Origin of the sequence: Streptomyces spongiae (genome assembly GCF_009377185.1) — a bacterium.
Taxonomy (GTDB): Bacteria; Actinomycetota; Actinomycetes; order Streptomycetales; family Streptomycetaceae; genus Streptomyces; species Streptomyces spongiae.
Genome location: NZ_VJZC01000213.1, coordinates 1 through 15,163 on the forward strand (window position 1 = coordinate 1; position 15,163 = coordinate 15,163).

A 15,163-nucleotide genomic window follows, 5' to 3' on the forward strand; every position below is an offset into this window, starting at 1 on the left:
CCGCATCACGGGCTCCCCGTATCCCCCGCATCACGGCCCCCGTGTCCCTCGCATCACAGGCTCCCCGTATCCCCGCGTTCCCCAGGAGGCACCGCCATGGAAAACAACCGGACAGGCCGCAGAACCGTACGCCGCACCGCAGGCGCCGTGGCGGCCGCCATGCGGGTCAACAGGCAGTTGAGCATCCCGATCGTCACGACCGCCCTGGCCCTCGCGCTCGCCGCGTGCGGAGCTGGCGCCACCGGGCAGAACGTGGGGGCGAAGAGCACGGCACAGGGCGGAGGATCCGGCCCGTCCGCCGAGTACACCGACGACATCTCGGTCGGTGTGAAGCCCGACCAGAACGCGGTGAAGCTGCTGCCCGCGGCGGTCAAGGCCAAGGGCACGCTCTCGGTGGCCATGGACCTGTCGTACCCGCCCACCACGTTCATGGCGTCGGACAACAAGACCCCGATCGGATTCAACCCGGACGTGGCCCGGCTGGTCGCCGCCGAACTCGGCCTGAAGCTCCAGATCAACAACGTCAAGTTCGACACCATCATCACCGGCCTGCAGGCCAACCGGTACGACTTCACCGTCTCCACCATGGGCGCCACGACGGACCGGCTGAAGGCGCTCGACATGGTCGACTACTTCAAGGCCGGGACCGGAGTGTCCGTCCCCTACGGCAACCCGCAGAAACTGGGCACCCACACGCTGTGCGGACACCACGTCGGTGTCACGTCCGGCAGCACCCAGGAGCTTCAGTGGCTGCCCCAGCTGTCGAAGCAGGACTGTACGAGCAAGGGCAAGCCGGCCATCAAGGCCGTGAGCCTGCCCAGCGTGAACGACGCTCTCACCCAGCTGGTCTCCAAGCGGATCGACGCCGTGATGTACGACTTCGTCGCGCTCGAGTGGGCGGCCACGCAGCAGCCCAAGACGTTCGACGTCCTCAAGCCCCTGGTGACCACCAAGCCCGTGACCGTCGCCCTGAAGAAGGACTCCCCGCTGACCCCCGCGGTGCAGGCCGCCCTCCAGGCGATCATCGAGAGCCCCAAGTACGCCCAGGCGCTGGGCCGCTGGGGGCTCCAGGACCTGGGGATCAAGACCGCGGCCACGGCCGTCCCGCAGGACTGAGACGCCGATGGACGTGATCGAGACCACGACGACCAGGAGCGGACCGGTGCCATCTATACGGGCCGAAGAGAAGAAGCGCATCACGCCGAAACGTCCGCGCGACTACGTCGCCTGGGCCGTCGCCATCGCGATCGTCGCCGGTCTGGTGTGGACCGCGGTGACGAACGAGAAATACCGCTGGCCCGTGGTGTTCAGCTACTTCACCACGCAGACCATCCTCAACGGCCTGCTGGTCACGCTGCTCCTGACCGCGGCGAGCATGGGTCTGGGCACGCTGATGGGGCTGGTGCTGGCGGTGATGCGCATGTCGCACCAGCGGCCCGTCTCCGGGCTGGCCCAGCTCTACATCACCTTCTTCCGCGGCACCCCGGTGCTCGTGCAGCTGGTCTTCTGGTTCAACATCGCGGCGCTGTACCCGAACCTGTCGATCGGCATCCCGTTCACCGACATCTCCACGCCGGTGAACGTGAACGCGATCATGACGCCGATGACCGCGGCCATCGTGGGACTGACGCTCAACCAGGCCGCCTACATGTCCGAGATCATCCGCGGCGGGTTCGCCTCGGTCAGCCGCGGGCAGCACGAGGCCGCGGAGTCCCTGGGCATGTCGGGGTTCACCAAGCTCCGCCACGTGATCATCCCGCAGACGATGCCGGCGATCATCCCCGCCACCGGCAACCAGGTGATCGGCATGCTCAAGGAGACCTCGCTGGTGAGCGTGCTCGGCGTCGCCGATCTGCTGCAGAGCGCCCAGGCGATCTACGCCCGCACCTACCAGACGATCCCGCTGCTGATCGTGGCCAGCCTCTGGTACCTGATCATGACGCTGGTGCTGAGCGTGCCGCAGTCCATGATCGAGCGCCGTTTCTCCCGCTCCACCCGGACACGGCTGACCCCGGCCGCCACCTCGGCCGAGCCCGGGGCCGGTCAACTCGTTCCCCCTACGAGGGAGTCGCTGCTGTGAACCCGGACGGAACCATCGTCGCACGCAAGCTGTGCAAGAGCTTCGGACGTCACCAGGTCCTGCGGGACATCGACCTGACCGTCGCGGCCGGGGAGATCTCCTGCATCATCGGACCGAGCGGCTCGGGCAAATCAACCCTGCTGCGGTGCATCAACGGGCTGGAGACCGTCGACCGCGGAGTCCTCAAGGTCAACGGAGAGGACTTCGGCTACGTCGAGAAGGACGACGCCTACCACGCCGTGCGCCCCAAGCGGCTGGCCGAACAGCGCGCCCGCATCGGCATGGTGTTCCAGCAGTTCAACCTCTTCCCCAACATGACCGCCGAGAGCAACGTCATGTCCGGACCGGTACTGGTGCAGAAGAAGGACCGCGTCGCCTGCCGGGAGCGGGCACAGGAACTGCTCGCCAGCGTCGGCCTTTCGGGCTGCGGACACAAGTACCCCGCCCAGCTCTCCGGCGGCCAGCAACAGCGCGTGGCCATCGCCCGCGCACTCGCGATGGAACCCACCATCATGCTGTTCGACGAACCCACCAGCGCGCTGGACCCCGAACGAGTGGGCGAAGTACTCGCCGTCATGCGCGACCTCGCCGGCAACGGAATGACCATGCTCCTCGTCACCCACGAGATGGCCTTCGCCCGCGAGGTCGCCGACGAAGTCCTCTTCATGGACGAAGGCATCGCCGTCGAACGCGGCGACGCACGCGAAGTGCTGGCCAACCCACGCGAGAAGCGCACGCAGGCCTTCCTCGAAAGGGTGCTGTAGAAGCGGCTGGACACGCGGAAGCGGCCGTGCCGACAAGCGCGGAGAAGTCGCCGGCCGACCGCGGGTGACGCAACGTCCGCCTCCCGTCCGTCCGCGTCCTCAACACTTCCAATACGACGTCGAACTCGCCCTCGCCGGCGTCAGCGTCCCCACCATCTCTCAGTCCGCGAACTCCGGGCGGTGCCCGGTCACCCCCCACTTCGAAACTCCCCGCTAAGGACCCGACATGAAGACGATTCCCTACTGGATAGAAACCGCCGGGGCGTTTCCCGACCGATCCGGCAAGCCGCTGACCGAGGACACCGACCTGGTGGTCATCGGCGCCGGCCTGACGGGTCTGTCCACGGCTCTGCACTCCGCGCGCAAAGGCGCCCGCGTCACCCTCGTCGAGAAGGGCCAGATCGGCTCCGGAGCCTCCGCCCGCAACGGCGGCATGGCCAACCTGGGCTTCACCATCGGCGTGGGCCAGGCCATCCGCCGCTACGGACTCGAACGGGCCCGCGAGATCTACAACTCCTACGGCGAGGCCGTGGACACCGTCGAACGGCTCGTGAACGAGGAGTCCATCGACTGCCAGTTCCGCCGCGTCGGACGCCTGGGCGTCGCCTCCCGCCCCGCCCACTTCGAGAGCAAGAAGGCCCAACAGCGCGCTCTGGCCAAGCACTTCGGACACGAGACCACTCTGATCGGCAAGGCCGAGCTGCGTTCCGAGATCGGCTCCGACACCTACCACGGTGGCCTGCTCGACCCGTTCAGCGCGGCCCTGCACGTCGGTCGATTCGTGCGCGGCATGGCCGAGGCCTGCGAGCGCAGCGGTGTCGAGATCCACGAGCGCAACGCGGCCGTCGGCGTGCGGCGTACCGCCGCCGGACGGTTCGAGGTCAGCACCGAGCGCGGTGTGATCCGTGCCGGGCAGGTCATGATGGCCACCGACGCCTACACCGACAGGAACTTCCCCTGGCTGCGCCGGCAGCAGGTCTGCGTGGGCAGCTTCATCATCGTCACCGAGCCGCTCGGCGAGGAACTCGCCCGGGACATCATCCCCAAGGCCCGCCTCATCGTCGACTCCAACCAGGTCTGCCACTACTTCCGGCTCACTCCGGACAACCGGCTGTTGTTCGGCGGCCGCGCCCGCTTCGCGCCGTCCGACCCCACCTCGGACAAGAAGAGCGGGGCCGTCCTGTTCCGTGAGATGTGCGGGATCTTCCCCCAGCTCTCCCGCACAAAGATCGAGTACGTGTGGGGTGGCTCCGTCGGCTTCGCCATGGACCGCATCGTGCACGCCGGGCAGACCGACGACGGCGTCTACTACTCCATGGGATACGCCGGCCACGGCGTGCAGATGGCCACCCACATGGGGCAGGTCATGGCCGAGGTGATGGACGGCCACCCCGAGGTCAGCCCCGTCCGCGACATCGCCCCACCCCGCATCCCCCTCTATAACGGCACCGCCTGGTTCCTGCCCTTCGCGGGCGCCTACTACAAGACGCTCGACCGCATCCGCTGACCGGTCGGCAGCCCCTCTGCACCCACAAGGAGACACCCACGATGACTGTCGTCCGTGATGTTCCCAAGCAGCTGTTCATCGGCGGCGATTGGCAGGACGCGGAGTCCGGCCGGACCCTGTCCGTCGACAACCCGGCCACCGGCGAGGAACTGTGCCAGGTCGCCGACGCCTCACCCGGCGACGGCCGGCGTGCCCTTGAAGCGGCGGTCGCCGCGCAGGCCGCCTGGGCCGCCACCCCGCCGCGCGTGCGCAGCGAGATCCTGCGTCGCGCCTACGACATCATCATCGCGCGCACCGAGGACCTCGCGCTGCTGATGACCCTGGAGATGGGCAAGCCCCTGGCCGAGGCGCGTGCCGAGGTCGCCTACGGCGCCGAGTTCTTCCGCTGGTTCTCCGAGGAAGCCGTCCGTGTCGACGGCGGCATGATGACCGCCCCCGACGGCAGGAATCGTCTCCTGGTCACCCGTCAGCCCGTCGGACCGTGTCTGCTCATCACTCCGTGGAACTTCCCCCTGGCCATGGGCACCCGCAAGATCGGCCCCGCCATCGCCGCCGGCTGCACCATCGTCCTCAAACCCGCCCCCCAGACGCCCCTGACCAGCCTGGTCCTGGCTCAGATCCTCACGGAAGCGGGTCTGCCGGCCGGGGTGCTGAACGTCGTCACCACCTCCGATGCCGCCGGCGTCGTCGAACCCCTGTTGCGCGGCGGGCAGATCCGCAAGCTGTCCTTCACCGGCTCGACCCAGGTCGGCCGGATCCTGCTGGCCCAGTGCGCCGACACTGTCATCCGCACCTCCATGGAACTGGGCGGCAACGCCCCGCTCCTCGTCTTCGACGACGCCGACCTCGACGTGGCCGTCGAGGGCACCATGGTGGCCAAGATGCGCAACATGGGCGAGTCCTGCTGCGCGGCCAACCGCATCTTCGTCCACACCTCCGTCGCCGAGGAGTTCGCCTCCCGCCTGGCCGACCGCATGGCCGCCCTCACCGTCGGGCCCGGCACCGAACCCGGCACCGATGTCGGCCCCCTCATCGACGTCGTCGGCCGCAGCAAGGCACACGACCTGGTGCGGGACGCCGTCAAGCGCGGCGCCACCGTCCTGACCGGCGGCGAACTCCCCGAGGGCCCCGGCTGCTTCTACCCGCCCACCGTCCTCACCGGTATAGCCCCCGACTCCGCGATCATCGACTCCGAGATCTTCGGCCCGGTCGCCGCGATCCGCACCTTCGAGACCGAGGACGAGGCCGTCGCCGCCGCCAACGACACCGAATTCGGCCTGGCCGCCTACCTGTTCACCCAGAACCTCGACCGTGCCCTGCGGGTCGCCGAACGCCTCGAAAGCGGCATGATCGGCATCAACACCGGACTGGTCTCCAACCCCGCCGCGCCTTTCGGCGGCGTCAAGCAGTCCGGCCTGGGCCGCGAAGGCGGACGCGTCGGCATTGACGAGTTCCTGGAGTACAAGTACCTGGCCGTCCCCATCGGGGCCTGACATGCGCGACCGACTCGTCGTCCTCTACCGCGGCAACCGGCCCCCCGCCACCGCACTCATCGAACGCCTCGCGGACACCGTCTACGCCACCGAGGAGGAGCTGCATTACCTCCTGCCCGGCGCCGACGTCCTCCTGGCCTGGGTGAACATCACCCCGGCCATCCGAGAGGCATGGCCCGATGATCCGCACAAGGCGCCCCGCTGGGTGCACGCGTCCTCCGCAGGCGTGGACTCCTTCCTGTTCCCCGCCCTGGTGGACGATCCGCAGGTCGTCCTGACCAACGCCCGCGGGGTCTACGAGCAGCCGACCGCCGAGTACGTCCTGGGCCTGATCCTCTCCCTCGCCAAGGACTTCCCCGGCACGTGGGAGCACCAGCGGCGCCGCGAGTGGCGTCCGCGCCCCAGCGACAGCATCACCGGACGCACCGTGCTGGTCTGGGGGACGGGGCCGATCGGGCGGGCCATCGCCAGGCTGTTGCGCGCCGTCGGGATGCGGGTGAGCGGAGCCGGCCGCGCGCCCCGCACGGACGACCCCGACTTCGGCACGGTCCACGGTGGGGCGACCCTGCGTTCCGCCCTGACGGAAGCGGACTACGTCGTCCTGGCCGCTCCCCTCACGCAGGGCACCCGGGGAATGGTCGACGCCCCCGTGCTGGCGGCCATGAAGCCGGGGGCCCGGCTGATCAATGTAGGCCGGGGCGGACTCGTCGACGAGGAGGCGCTGGTCGACCACCTCGCCGCCGGACGCCTCGCCGGCGCAGCCCTGGACGTGTTCGCCCAGGAGCCGCTGCCTGCCGAATCCCCTCTGTGGAACATGCCCGGCGTGATGATCTCCCCCCATACGGCGGGCGAGACCACCAGCGAGCGGGAGGCGCTCGTCGAGGTGTTCCTCGACAACCTCACCCGGCACATCGAGGGCCGGCCGCTGCGCAATGTGGTGGACAAGCGGCGCGGATACGTGGTCGACGGCACGCACCCCGCCTGAAGGCGAGCAGCACCGATGGGACCGGGCGGTAGCCGCCCGGTCCCATCGCCTCGTACCGCATCGCCGAGCTGGGTCTATGAAACGGTCACATAGATCTTGCGCACGGTTTCGATGGTCTTCCAGACACCGACGTAGCCCGGCTTCATGACAAAGCTGTCGCCTGCCCTGTAGACCACCGGCTCGCCGCCTTCCGGCGTGAGTTCGATGACGCCGGAAAGGATGTGGCAGAACTCGAAGAGCTCGCCCTTGATCGAGTGCGTCTCGCCGGGCGTGGCTTCCCAGACACCCGTTTTGACCGTTTCCCCGCGGGCGGCGTCCTGGGCCCACGTCTTGTAAGTCGGGTCACCGGAAATCAGGCGTTCCGGCAGCGGGCCGGACTCCTGAGGTGTGAACGAGGGGTAGGGATCGATGGTCTTCAGGAGCGCCATGCTCTTTCTCCAGTTGAGTTGACAATGACGAAAATCGGCAGCGGACATTCAAGGCGTCACCTGGCCGAGTACGACCGGACTCATCGCACGTCTCGAAGCAGGACCTGACGGCTGCCCGCCACGCTCTCGGCGCACGATGGACCGACACGCCCGGGGTGGGCGCTACGCGAAGGTGCTGCATAGTCGGCCCGCAGGCGTTGAGGCGGTGCTGCCCGGCCTGCGCCGGCGGCGTGAAACGTGTGGCTCCCGGGCTCCTTCGAAGATCTCCGACGCTCCGTACGGAGCCCATGAGTGATCTGTCCAATGCGGGCACGATGACCGGACGATGTGTCAGGAGGGAAGCCGGGAGCGACGTTGTCAGCCTGGTCGATCCCAGGAGAGCCGAAAGCGCACGTGGCGGTGCAGTACGTGGTGGTGGAGCGCCAAGTTGCTCGCCCGCCAGGGCGGGCAGCTTCCCCGATCGGGTGGTCTGTGAGGATGGGAGTGGGGCCGCCGCCGACGGCCCTCAGTGGAGACGAAGGAGCAGTTCGGGTGTCGCAGCAGGGGCCGCAGGGCCTGGTCGAGCGGCTGGAGCACCACCAGGTCGCGATCTACCTGGCGGCGATGGCCGCCGGAGCCCTGCTCGGCTGGGCCGCCCCGGCGGCCGGTCCAGGCCTGGAGCATGCGATCAACCCGGTGCTCGGGGCGCTGCTGTTCGTCACCTTCCTGCAGGTTCCGGCGGCCGAGCTGGTCCGCTCGCTGCGCGACGGCCGGTTCGTGTCCGCCGCGCTGACGTGAACTTCGTGGTGGTGCCGCTCATAGTCGCCGCGATGTTCGCGTTCCTGCCCGCCGACCAGGCCGTACGGCTCGGGGTCCTGCTCGTGCTGCTGTGCCCGTGCGTGGACTACGTGATCGTCTTCTCCGGCCTGGCCGGCGGCTCCAACCGCCGCTTGCTGGCCGCCACCCCGCTGCTGCTCATCGCGCAGATGGCGCTGCTGCCGCTGTTCCTGTACCTGTTCATGGGCTCGGAGCTGGCCGACATCGTCGAGGCCGGGCTGTTCCTGGAGGCGTTCCTGGTCCTCATCGTCATCCCGCTGGCCCTGGCATGGGCCCTGCAGGCATGGTCCGCGCGCCGCCCGGCCGGACAGAAGGTCTCCGCCGCGGCGACCACCACGATGGTGCCCCTGATGGCCGCCACCCTGCTCGTCGTGGTCGCTTCCCAGATCCCCAAGCTCGACGACAGCCTCGGCGACGTCGTTGCGGTCGTCCCGTTCTACGTCGTCTTCCTGCTCCCCAGGCGTTCGCTGGCAAGGCCGTGGCCCGCCTCTTCCGCCTGAACGCCCCGGCCGGCCGCGCGATCGTCTTCACCGGCGCCACCCGCAACTCCCTCGTCGTCCTGCCGCTGCCTGATGCCCTGGCCGTCGCCGCCGTGGTCGTGGTCACCCAGACCCTGGTCGAGGTGATCGGCATGGTCATCTACGTCCGCCTGGTTCCTTGGCTGGTCCCCGAAAGTCGACCTGCCACCGTTCGCTGACTCGAGGGGGGATCACCCGAGCGAGCACCGGGACATCAGGCTCGCCAGGAAGGCCGCGTGCTGTCCAAACTCCGCCTTGCTGTACGTCCTCGGGCCGGTCCTGCGGCTGGCGGGCACTGTGCCTGCCGAGAATGTCATCCCTGTAGTTCAGGGGCTTGTTCGGTGCTGCGGCAGGATGAGCACTCGTGTTGCTTCGTCTCGCCTACCTGACCGTCACCAACGCGTTCGCCGCACTGTGGCTGCTACCGATGAGCGACCGCGACAAGGACGCGGAGATTCTCGCCCTGCGCCACCAGATCACGGTCCTCGAGCGGGAGCTCGGTGCGGACCGGGTGAAGTTCGCCTCGGAAGACCGGACCTTCCTCGCCGCTCTGCTGGTGCCGCTGCCGCGCCGGGTTCTGCGCGGGCTTCGGTTGCTGGTCCAGCCCGACACCGTGCTGCGATGGCACCGCGACCTGATCAAGCGGCGCCGCGCCCGCACCTGCCGACCGAAGAGGCCGGGCCGGCCGCCCACCGTTCGGTCGATCCGTATCCTGATCCTGCGCCTGGTCCGGGAGAACCCGTCGTGGGGCTACCGCAGGGTGCACGGTGAACTCGCCACCCTCGGCATCAAGGTCGCCGCGTCCACCGTCTGGGAGATCCTCAAGACCGAGGGCATCCACCCCGCGCCGGACCGGTCCGCCACGACCTGGACCGACTTCCTGCACTCCCAGGCCGACGCCCTCCTGGCATGCGACTTCATCGAGACCATCACCCTGACCGGCCGAAGCCAGTACATCCTCGCGGTCATCGAGCACGTCACCCGCCGCATCCGGATCCTCGGCACCACGGCGCAATGGGTGAGCCAGGCCGCACGAAACCTGGTGATGGACCTGGAGGACGTCGGGACCACCGTCAAGTATGTGATCCGGGACCGGGACTCGAAGTTCCCTGCACTCTTCGACCAGATCCTGGCAGCCGCCGGCGTCCAGGTCGTGCTCACCGGTGTCCGGATGCCGCGCATGAACGCCATCATGGAGCGCTGGGTCCAGACCTGCCGCCACGAACTCCTGGACCGCACCCTCGTCTGGAACGAGCGCCACCTGCGCCACGCCCTCCGCCAGTTCGAGCAGCATCACAACACCCACCGGCCCCACCAAGCAATGAACCAGGCCGCGCCACTGCGCGCCGTTCCCGAACCGATCACCGATCTCAGGCGAATCTCCCGTCTGGACATACGCCGCCGAGACCGGCTCTCCGGAGTGATCCACGAGTACCGAAACGCAGCCTGACCTGTCCGGATGACATATTCGGCAGCGGCAGTTTCGCCGGTACTGCCCGCAACACAGCGTGATCGGACCAAGATTTGCCAACTAGCTTGCTCCGTGTGCCAACTAAAATTCTCCGTCGCACGGGCCGCGCCCGCACAGGACTGCATGGATTGCATAAACGTGCAGAGAAACGTATAGTCATGCCATCCAAGAGGAGGGTTCCATGGCGGTACGTGCAGCGGTGGCGGGAGCGAGCGGTTACGCGGGCGGGGAACTGCTGCGTCTGCTTCTGGCGCACCCCGAGGTCGAGATCGGCGCCCTGACCGGCAACTCCAACGCGGGCCAGCGCCTCGGCGCGCTGCAGCCGCACCTGCTGCCCCTGGCCGACCGCGTCCTGGCCGAGACCACCGCCGAGGTCCTCACCGGACACGACGTCGTCTTCCTCGCGCTGCCGCACGGACAGTCCGCGGCCGTCGCCGAGCAACTCGGCCCGGACGTCCTCGTGGTCGACATGGGCGCCGACTTCAGGCTGAAGGACGCCGGGGACTGGGAGAGGTTCTACGGCTCCGCACACGCCGGGACCTGGCCCTACGGCCTCCCCGAACTGCCGGGTGCCCGTGCCGCGCTGGAGGGGTCCAAGCGTGTCGCGGTACCCGGCTGCTACCCCACGGCCGCCTCGCTGGCGCTCTTCCCCGCGTACGCCTCCGGGCTCGCCGAGGCCGAGGCCGTGATCGTCGCCGCGTCCGGCACGTCCGGCGCGGGCAAGGCGCCCAAGCCCCACCTGCTGGGCAGCGAGGTCATGGGGTCGATGTCCCCGTACGGCGTCGGCGGCGGCCACCGGCACACCCCCGAGATCATCCAGAACCTGAGCGCGGCAGGTGGGGAGCGGGTGTCCGTCTCCTTCACCCCCACCCTCGCGCCGATGCCCCGCGGCATCCTCGCCACGTGCAGCGCGAAGGCCCGTGACGGGGTCACCGGAGAGTCCCTGCGCGCCGCGTACGAGAAGGCGTTCGCCGACGAGCCGTTCGTTCACCTCCTCCCGGAGGGGCAGTGGCCCGCCACGGCGTCCGTCTACGGCTCCAACGCCGTGCAGGTGCAGGTCGCGTACGACGAGAGCGCGGGCCGGATCATCGCGATCAGCGCCATCGACAACCTCACCAAGGGCACCGCGGGCGGTGCCGTCCAGAGCATGAACCTCGCCCTCGGGTTCGACGAGACCACCGGGCTTTCCACGATCGGAGTCGCACCGTGAGCGTCACGGCAGCACAAGGGTTCACGGCGTCCGGCATCGCCGCCGGGATCAAGGAGAACGGCAATCCCGACCTGGCCCTCGTGGTCAACAACGGTCCGCGCCGTGCCGCCGCGGGCGTCTTCACCTCCAACCGTGTGAAGGCCGCGCCCGTACTGTGGTCCGAGCAGGTCCTCAAGGGCGGCGAGCTGACCGCCGTCGTCCTGAACTCGGGTGGCGCCAACGCCTGTACGGGACCCAAGGGCTTCCAGGACACGCATGCGACCGCCGAGAAGGTCGCCGAGTCGCTCAACACCGCGGGACACGACGAGACGGGCGGCCACGCCCCCGGCATGGTCGCCGTGTGCTCCACCGGCCTGATCGGCGTGCTGCTCCCCATGGACAAGCTACTGCCCGGCGTGGACAAGGCCGTCGCCCAGCTCAGCACGCACGGCGGCGAGAAGGCCGCCATCGCCATCAAGACCACCGACACCCTCCACAAGACGTCCGTCGTGACCAAGGACGGCTGGACCGTCGGCGGTATGGCCAAGGGCGCGGGCATGCTCGCCCCGGGCCTCGCCACCATGCTGGTCGTCCTCACCACCGACGCCGACCTCGACAGCGACGCACTGGACAAGGCCCTCCGGGCGGCAACGCGCACGACCTTCGACCGCGTCGACTCCGACGGCTGCATGTCCACCAACGACACCGTGCTGCTGCTCGCCTCCGGCGCCTCCGAAGTCACCCCGGACCACGCGGAGTTCGCCGAGGCCGTACGGGCCGTCTGCGACGACCTCGGCCAGCAGCTGATCCGCGACGCCGAGGGCGCGAGCAAGGACATCAAGGTCGAGGTGATCAACGCCGCGACCGAGGACGACGCCGTCGAGGTGGGCCGCTCCATCGCCCGCAACAACCTCCTCAAGTGCGCCATCCACGGCGAGGACCCCAACTGGGGCCGGGTGCTCTCCGCGATCGGCACGACGAGCGCCGCCTTCGAGCCCGACTGGCTGAACGTCGCCATCAACGGCGTCTGGGTCTGCAAGAACGGCGGCGTCGGCGAGGACCGCGACAAGGTCGACATGCGCTACCGCGAGGTGCACATCGTCGCCGACCTCGCGGCAGGTTCCGAGACCGCCACCATCTGGACCAACGACCTCACCGCCGACTACGTCCACGAGAACAGCGCCTACTCGTCATGAGCACCACGCGAAAGCACACCGCGCTCCCCAAGGCCCAGACGCTCATCGAGGCGCTGCCCTGGCTGGTCCGGCACAACGGCAAGACCGTCGTGATCAAGTTCGGCGGCAACGCCATGATCGACGAGGACCTGAAGGCCGCGTTCGCGCAGGACGTCGTGTTCCTGCACCACGCCGGCCTCAAGCCCGTCGTCGTGCACGGCGGCGGCCCGCAGATCAGCGCCGCCCTCGACAAGCACGGCATCGTCAGCGAGTTCAAGGCCGGGCTCCGGGTCACCACCGAGGACGCCATGGACGTCGTACGGATGGTGCTCGCCGGACAGGTGCAGCGCGAACTGGTCGGGCTGCTCAACCAGCACGGACCGCTCGCCGTCGGCCTCACCGGCGAGGACGCGCACACCATCACCGCCACCCGCCACCAGCCCGAGATCGACGGCGAGTTGGTCGACATCGGGCGGGTCGGCGAGATCACCGACATCGACACCGGCGCGATCGAGGCACTGCTGGCCGACGGCCGCATCCCGGTCGTCTCCTCGATCGCCCGCTCCCAGGACGACCACCATGTCTACAACGTCAATGCTGATACGGCGGCTGCGGCACTCGCTGCTGCTCTGGGCGCCGAAACCCTCATGGTCCTCACGGACGTCGAGGGCCTCTACGAGGACTGGCCGAACAGCGACGAGGTGATCAGCCGCCTCACCGCTTCCCAACTGGAGAAACTCCTGCCGGAGTTGTCGTCCGGCATGGTGCCGAAGATGGAGGGCTGCCTGCACGCCGTGCGGGGCGGGGTGCAGACCGCCCGCGTCATCGACGGCCGGGTCCAGCACTCGATCCTGCTGGAGATCTTCACTGACGAAGGCATCGGCACGATGGTCGTGCCCGATGCGGAAGAGGGGGACGCCGAATGACCGCCAACGCAGAGCTCACCCAGCGATGGCAGGGCGCGCTCATGAACAACTACGGCACCCCGAGGCTCCCTCTCGTCCGCGGTGAGGGCACCAGGCTGTGGGACGCCGACGGCAAGGAGTACCTCGACTTCGTCGGCGGTATCGCGGTCAACGCGCTCGGCCACGCCCATCCCGCCGTCGTCGAGGCCGTCAGCAGGCAGATCGCCTCCCTCGGCCATGTCTCCAACCTGTTCGTCGCCGAGCCGCCCGTCGCGCTCGCCGAGCGGCTGCTGGAGGTCTTCGGCCGGGACGGCAAGGTCTTCTTCTGCAACTCGGGCGCCGAGGCCAACGAGGGTGCCTTCAAGATCGGCCGGCTGACCGGGCGCACCCACATGGTCGCCACCCACGGCGGCTTCCACGGCCGCACCATGGGCGCCCTCGCGCTCACCGGCCAGCCCGGCAAGCAGGAGCCGTTCCTGCCGCTGCCCGGTGACGTCACCCACGTCCCGTACGGCGACGCCCAGGCCCTGGCGGCCGCGGTCACCGAGGAGACGGCCCTCGTCATCATCGAGCCGGTCCAGGGCGAGAACGGCGTGGTCGTGCCGCCCGCCGGCTACCTCAAGGCCGCCCGCGCGATCACCGCGGCCACCGGCTCGCTGCTCGTCCTCGACGAGGTGCAGACCGGCGTCGGCCGTACCGGCAACTGGTTCGAGTACCAGGCCCACGAGAGCGTCCTGCCCGACGTCGTCACCCTCGCCAAGGGCCTCGGCGGCGGGCTGCCGCTGGGCGCGACCGTCGCCTTCGGGCGGGCCGCCGACCTGCTCCAGCCCGGCCAGCACGGGACCACGTTCGGCGGCAACCCCGTCGCGTGCGCCGCCGGACTCGCCGTCCTGGAGACCATCCGGTCCGAGGGGCTGCTGGAGAACGTGAAGTCCGCGAGCGAGAAGCTGCGCGGTGGGATCGAGGCTCTCGGGCACCCGTTGATCGACTATGTCCGTGGCGCGGGCCTTCTGCTGGGTATCGTGCTCACCGAGCCGCTCGCGCCCCAGGCGCAGCAGGCGGCTCAGGACGCCGGCCTCCTGGTGAACGCGCCCGCCCCCGATGTCGTACGGCTCATGCCGCCGCTGACCATCGGTGACGCGGAGGTGGACGCCTTCCTCCAGGCGCTGCCCGGAGTCCTCGACGCAGCGCACGCGACCAGTGGGGTCGCACGAACCGGGGAATGAGACGACGATGAGCCAGGCGCAGGACCACGAGCACGCCACAGGGCCTGCCGTGCCGCAGACCCGCACCGCACGCCACCGCCGGATCGTGGACATCCTCAACCGGCAACCGGTGCGCTCCCAGAGCCAGTTGGCGAAGCTCCTCGCCGACGACGGGCTGACCGTCACTCAGGCGACGCTCTCCCGGGACCTGGACGAGCTGAACGCGGTGAAGATCCGCAACGCCGACGGCGACCTCATCTACGCGGTCCCGAGCGAGGGCGGTTTCCGCACCCCGCGCGCACCGCTGGGCGGGTCGGCGAAGGAGGAGCGGATGCGGCGCCTCTCGCAGGAACTGCTGATCTCCGCGGAGGCATCCGCCAACCTCGTGGTCCTGCGCACCCCGCCGGGTGCCGCCCAGTTCCTCGCCTCGGCCATCGACCAGGCCGAACTGCAGGACATCCTCGGCACGATCGCCGGCGACGACACGCTGCTGCTGATCAGCCGTGACCCGACCGGGGGACAGGCGCTCGCCGATCACCTGCTCCGGCTGGCACAGAACAACCACTGAACAACCACTGAGCGGCCGACCACCGATACCAACGAGGGCGGGGCGTACCGGAGTTCCGG

At 69.1% G+C, this 15,163-nt stretch carries 13 protein-coding genes and 1 pseudogene; 13 read left to right on the top strand and 1 reads right to left on the bottom strand.

Annotation, left to right across the window (positions count from 1 at the left end):
* Positions 1–96: 96 nt before the first annotated feature.
* From FNH08_RS25750 to FNH08_RS25775, 6 genes are all read left to right on the top strand, one after another.
* Entirely contained in the window at positions 97–1,116 is a 1,020-nt protein-coding gene (locus FNH08_RS25750) for an ABC transporter substrate-binding protein (RefSeq protein ID WP_152773925.1), read from the top strand.
* A gap of 7 nt (positions 1,117–1,123) precedes the next feature.
* Positions 1,124–2,080, top strand: coding sequence for an amino acid ABC transporter permease (locus tag FNH08_RS25755; protein WP_152773926.1), 957 nt, complete (start codon positions 1,124–1,126; stop codon positions 2,078–2,080).
* Positions 2,077–2,844: an amino acid ABC transporter ATP-binding protein gene (locus tag FNH08_RS25760; RefSeq protein WP_322725373.1), complete on the top strand. Its 768-nt coding sequence runs from the start codon at positions 2,077–2,079 to the stop codon at positions 2,842–2,844. The genes FNH08_RS25755 and FNH08_RS25760 overlap by 4 nt, the downstream gene beginning before the upstream one ends.
* Positions 2,845–3,070: 226 nt before the next feature.
* Entirely contained in the window at positions 3,071–4,351 is a 1,281-nt protein-coding gene (locus FNH08_RS25765; RefSeq protein WP_152773927.1) for an NAD(P)/FAD-dependent oxidoreductase, read from the top strand.
* A 41-nt stretch (positions 4,352–4,392) separates the two neighbouring features.
* Complete coding sequence (locus FNH08_RS25770; protein WP_152773928.1) at positions 4,393–5,844, top strand: NAD-dependent succinate-semialdehyde dehydrogenase; 1,452 nt, start codon at positions 4,393–4,395, stop codon at positions 5,842–5,844.
* A gap of 1 nt (position 5,845) precedes the next feature.
* Positions 5,846–6,829 (top strand): D-2-hydroxyacid dehydrogenase, encoded by a 984-nt coding sequence (locus FNH08_RS25775; protein ID WP_152773929.1) that lies wholly within the window; start codon positions 5,846–5,848, stop codon positions 6,827–6,829.
* A gap of 74 nt (positions 6,830–6,903) precedes the next feature.
* On the opposite strand, the gene FNH08_RS25780 is transcribed toward FNH08_RS25775, so the two are convergent.
* Positions 6,904–7,257, bottom strand: coding sequence for a cupin domain-containing protein (locus tag FNH08_RS25780; RefSeq protein ID WP_152773930.1), 354 nt, complete (start codon positions 7,255–7,257; stop codon positions 6,904–6,906).
* Positions 7,258–7,860: 603 nt separating this feature from the next.
* Here FNH08_RS25780 and FNH08_RS25785 point away from each other — a divergent pair.
* From FNH08_RS25785 to FNH08_RS25815, 7 genes and pseudogenes are all read left to right on the top strand, one after another.
* Positions 7,861–8,770, top strand: a pseudogene (locus FNH08_RS25785) (arsenic resistance protein).
* A 185-nt stretch (positions 8,771–8,955) separates the two neighbouring features.
* Complete coding sequence (locus tag FNH08_RS25790) at positions 8,956–10,041, top strand: integrase core domain-containing protein (RefSeq protein ID WP_322725375.1); 1,086 nt, start codon at positions 8,956–8,958, stop codon at positions 10,039–10,041.
* Positions 10,042–10,243: 202 nt separating this feature from the next.
* Positions 10,244–11,272, top strand: coding sequence for an N-acetyl-gamma-glutamyl-phosphate reductase (gene argC, locus FNH08_RS25795; protein ID WP_152773931.1), 1,029 nt, complete (start codon positions 10,244–10,246; stop codon positions 11,270–11,272).
* Positions 11,269–12,447: a bifunctional glutamate N-acetyltransferase/amino-acid acetyltransferase ArgJ gene (argJ, locus tag FNH08_RS25800; RefSeq protein ID WP_322725376.1), complete on the top strand. Its 1,179-nt coding sequence runs from the start codon at positions 11,269–11,271 to the stop codon at positions 12,445–12,447. The genes argC and argJ overlap by 4 nt, the downstream gene beginning before the upstream one ends.
* Positions 12,444–13,352: an acetylglutamate kinase gene (gene argB, locus FNH08_RS25805; protein WP_152773932.1), complete on the top strand. Its 909-nt coding sequence runs from the start codon at positions 12,444–12,446 to the stop codon at positions 13,350–13,352. Before argJ ends, argB begins: the two co-directional genes overlap by 4 nt.
* Positions 13,349–14,557, top strand: a complete 1,209-nt coding sequence (locus FNH08_RS25810; RefSeq protein ID WP_152773933.1) for an acetylornithine transaminase — start codon at positions 13,349–13,351, stop codon at positions 14,555–14,557. The genes argB and FNH08_RS25810 overlap by 4 nt, the downstream gene beginning before the upstream one ends.
* Positions 14,558–14,564: 7 nt before the next feature.
* Positions 14,565–15,104, top strand: coding sequence for an arginine repressor (locus FNH08_RS25815; RefSeq protein ID WP_152773934.1), 540 nt, complete (start codon positions 14,565–14,567; stop codon positions 15,102–15,104).
* The last annotated feature ends 59 nt before the right edge of the window (positions 15,105–15,163 follow it).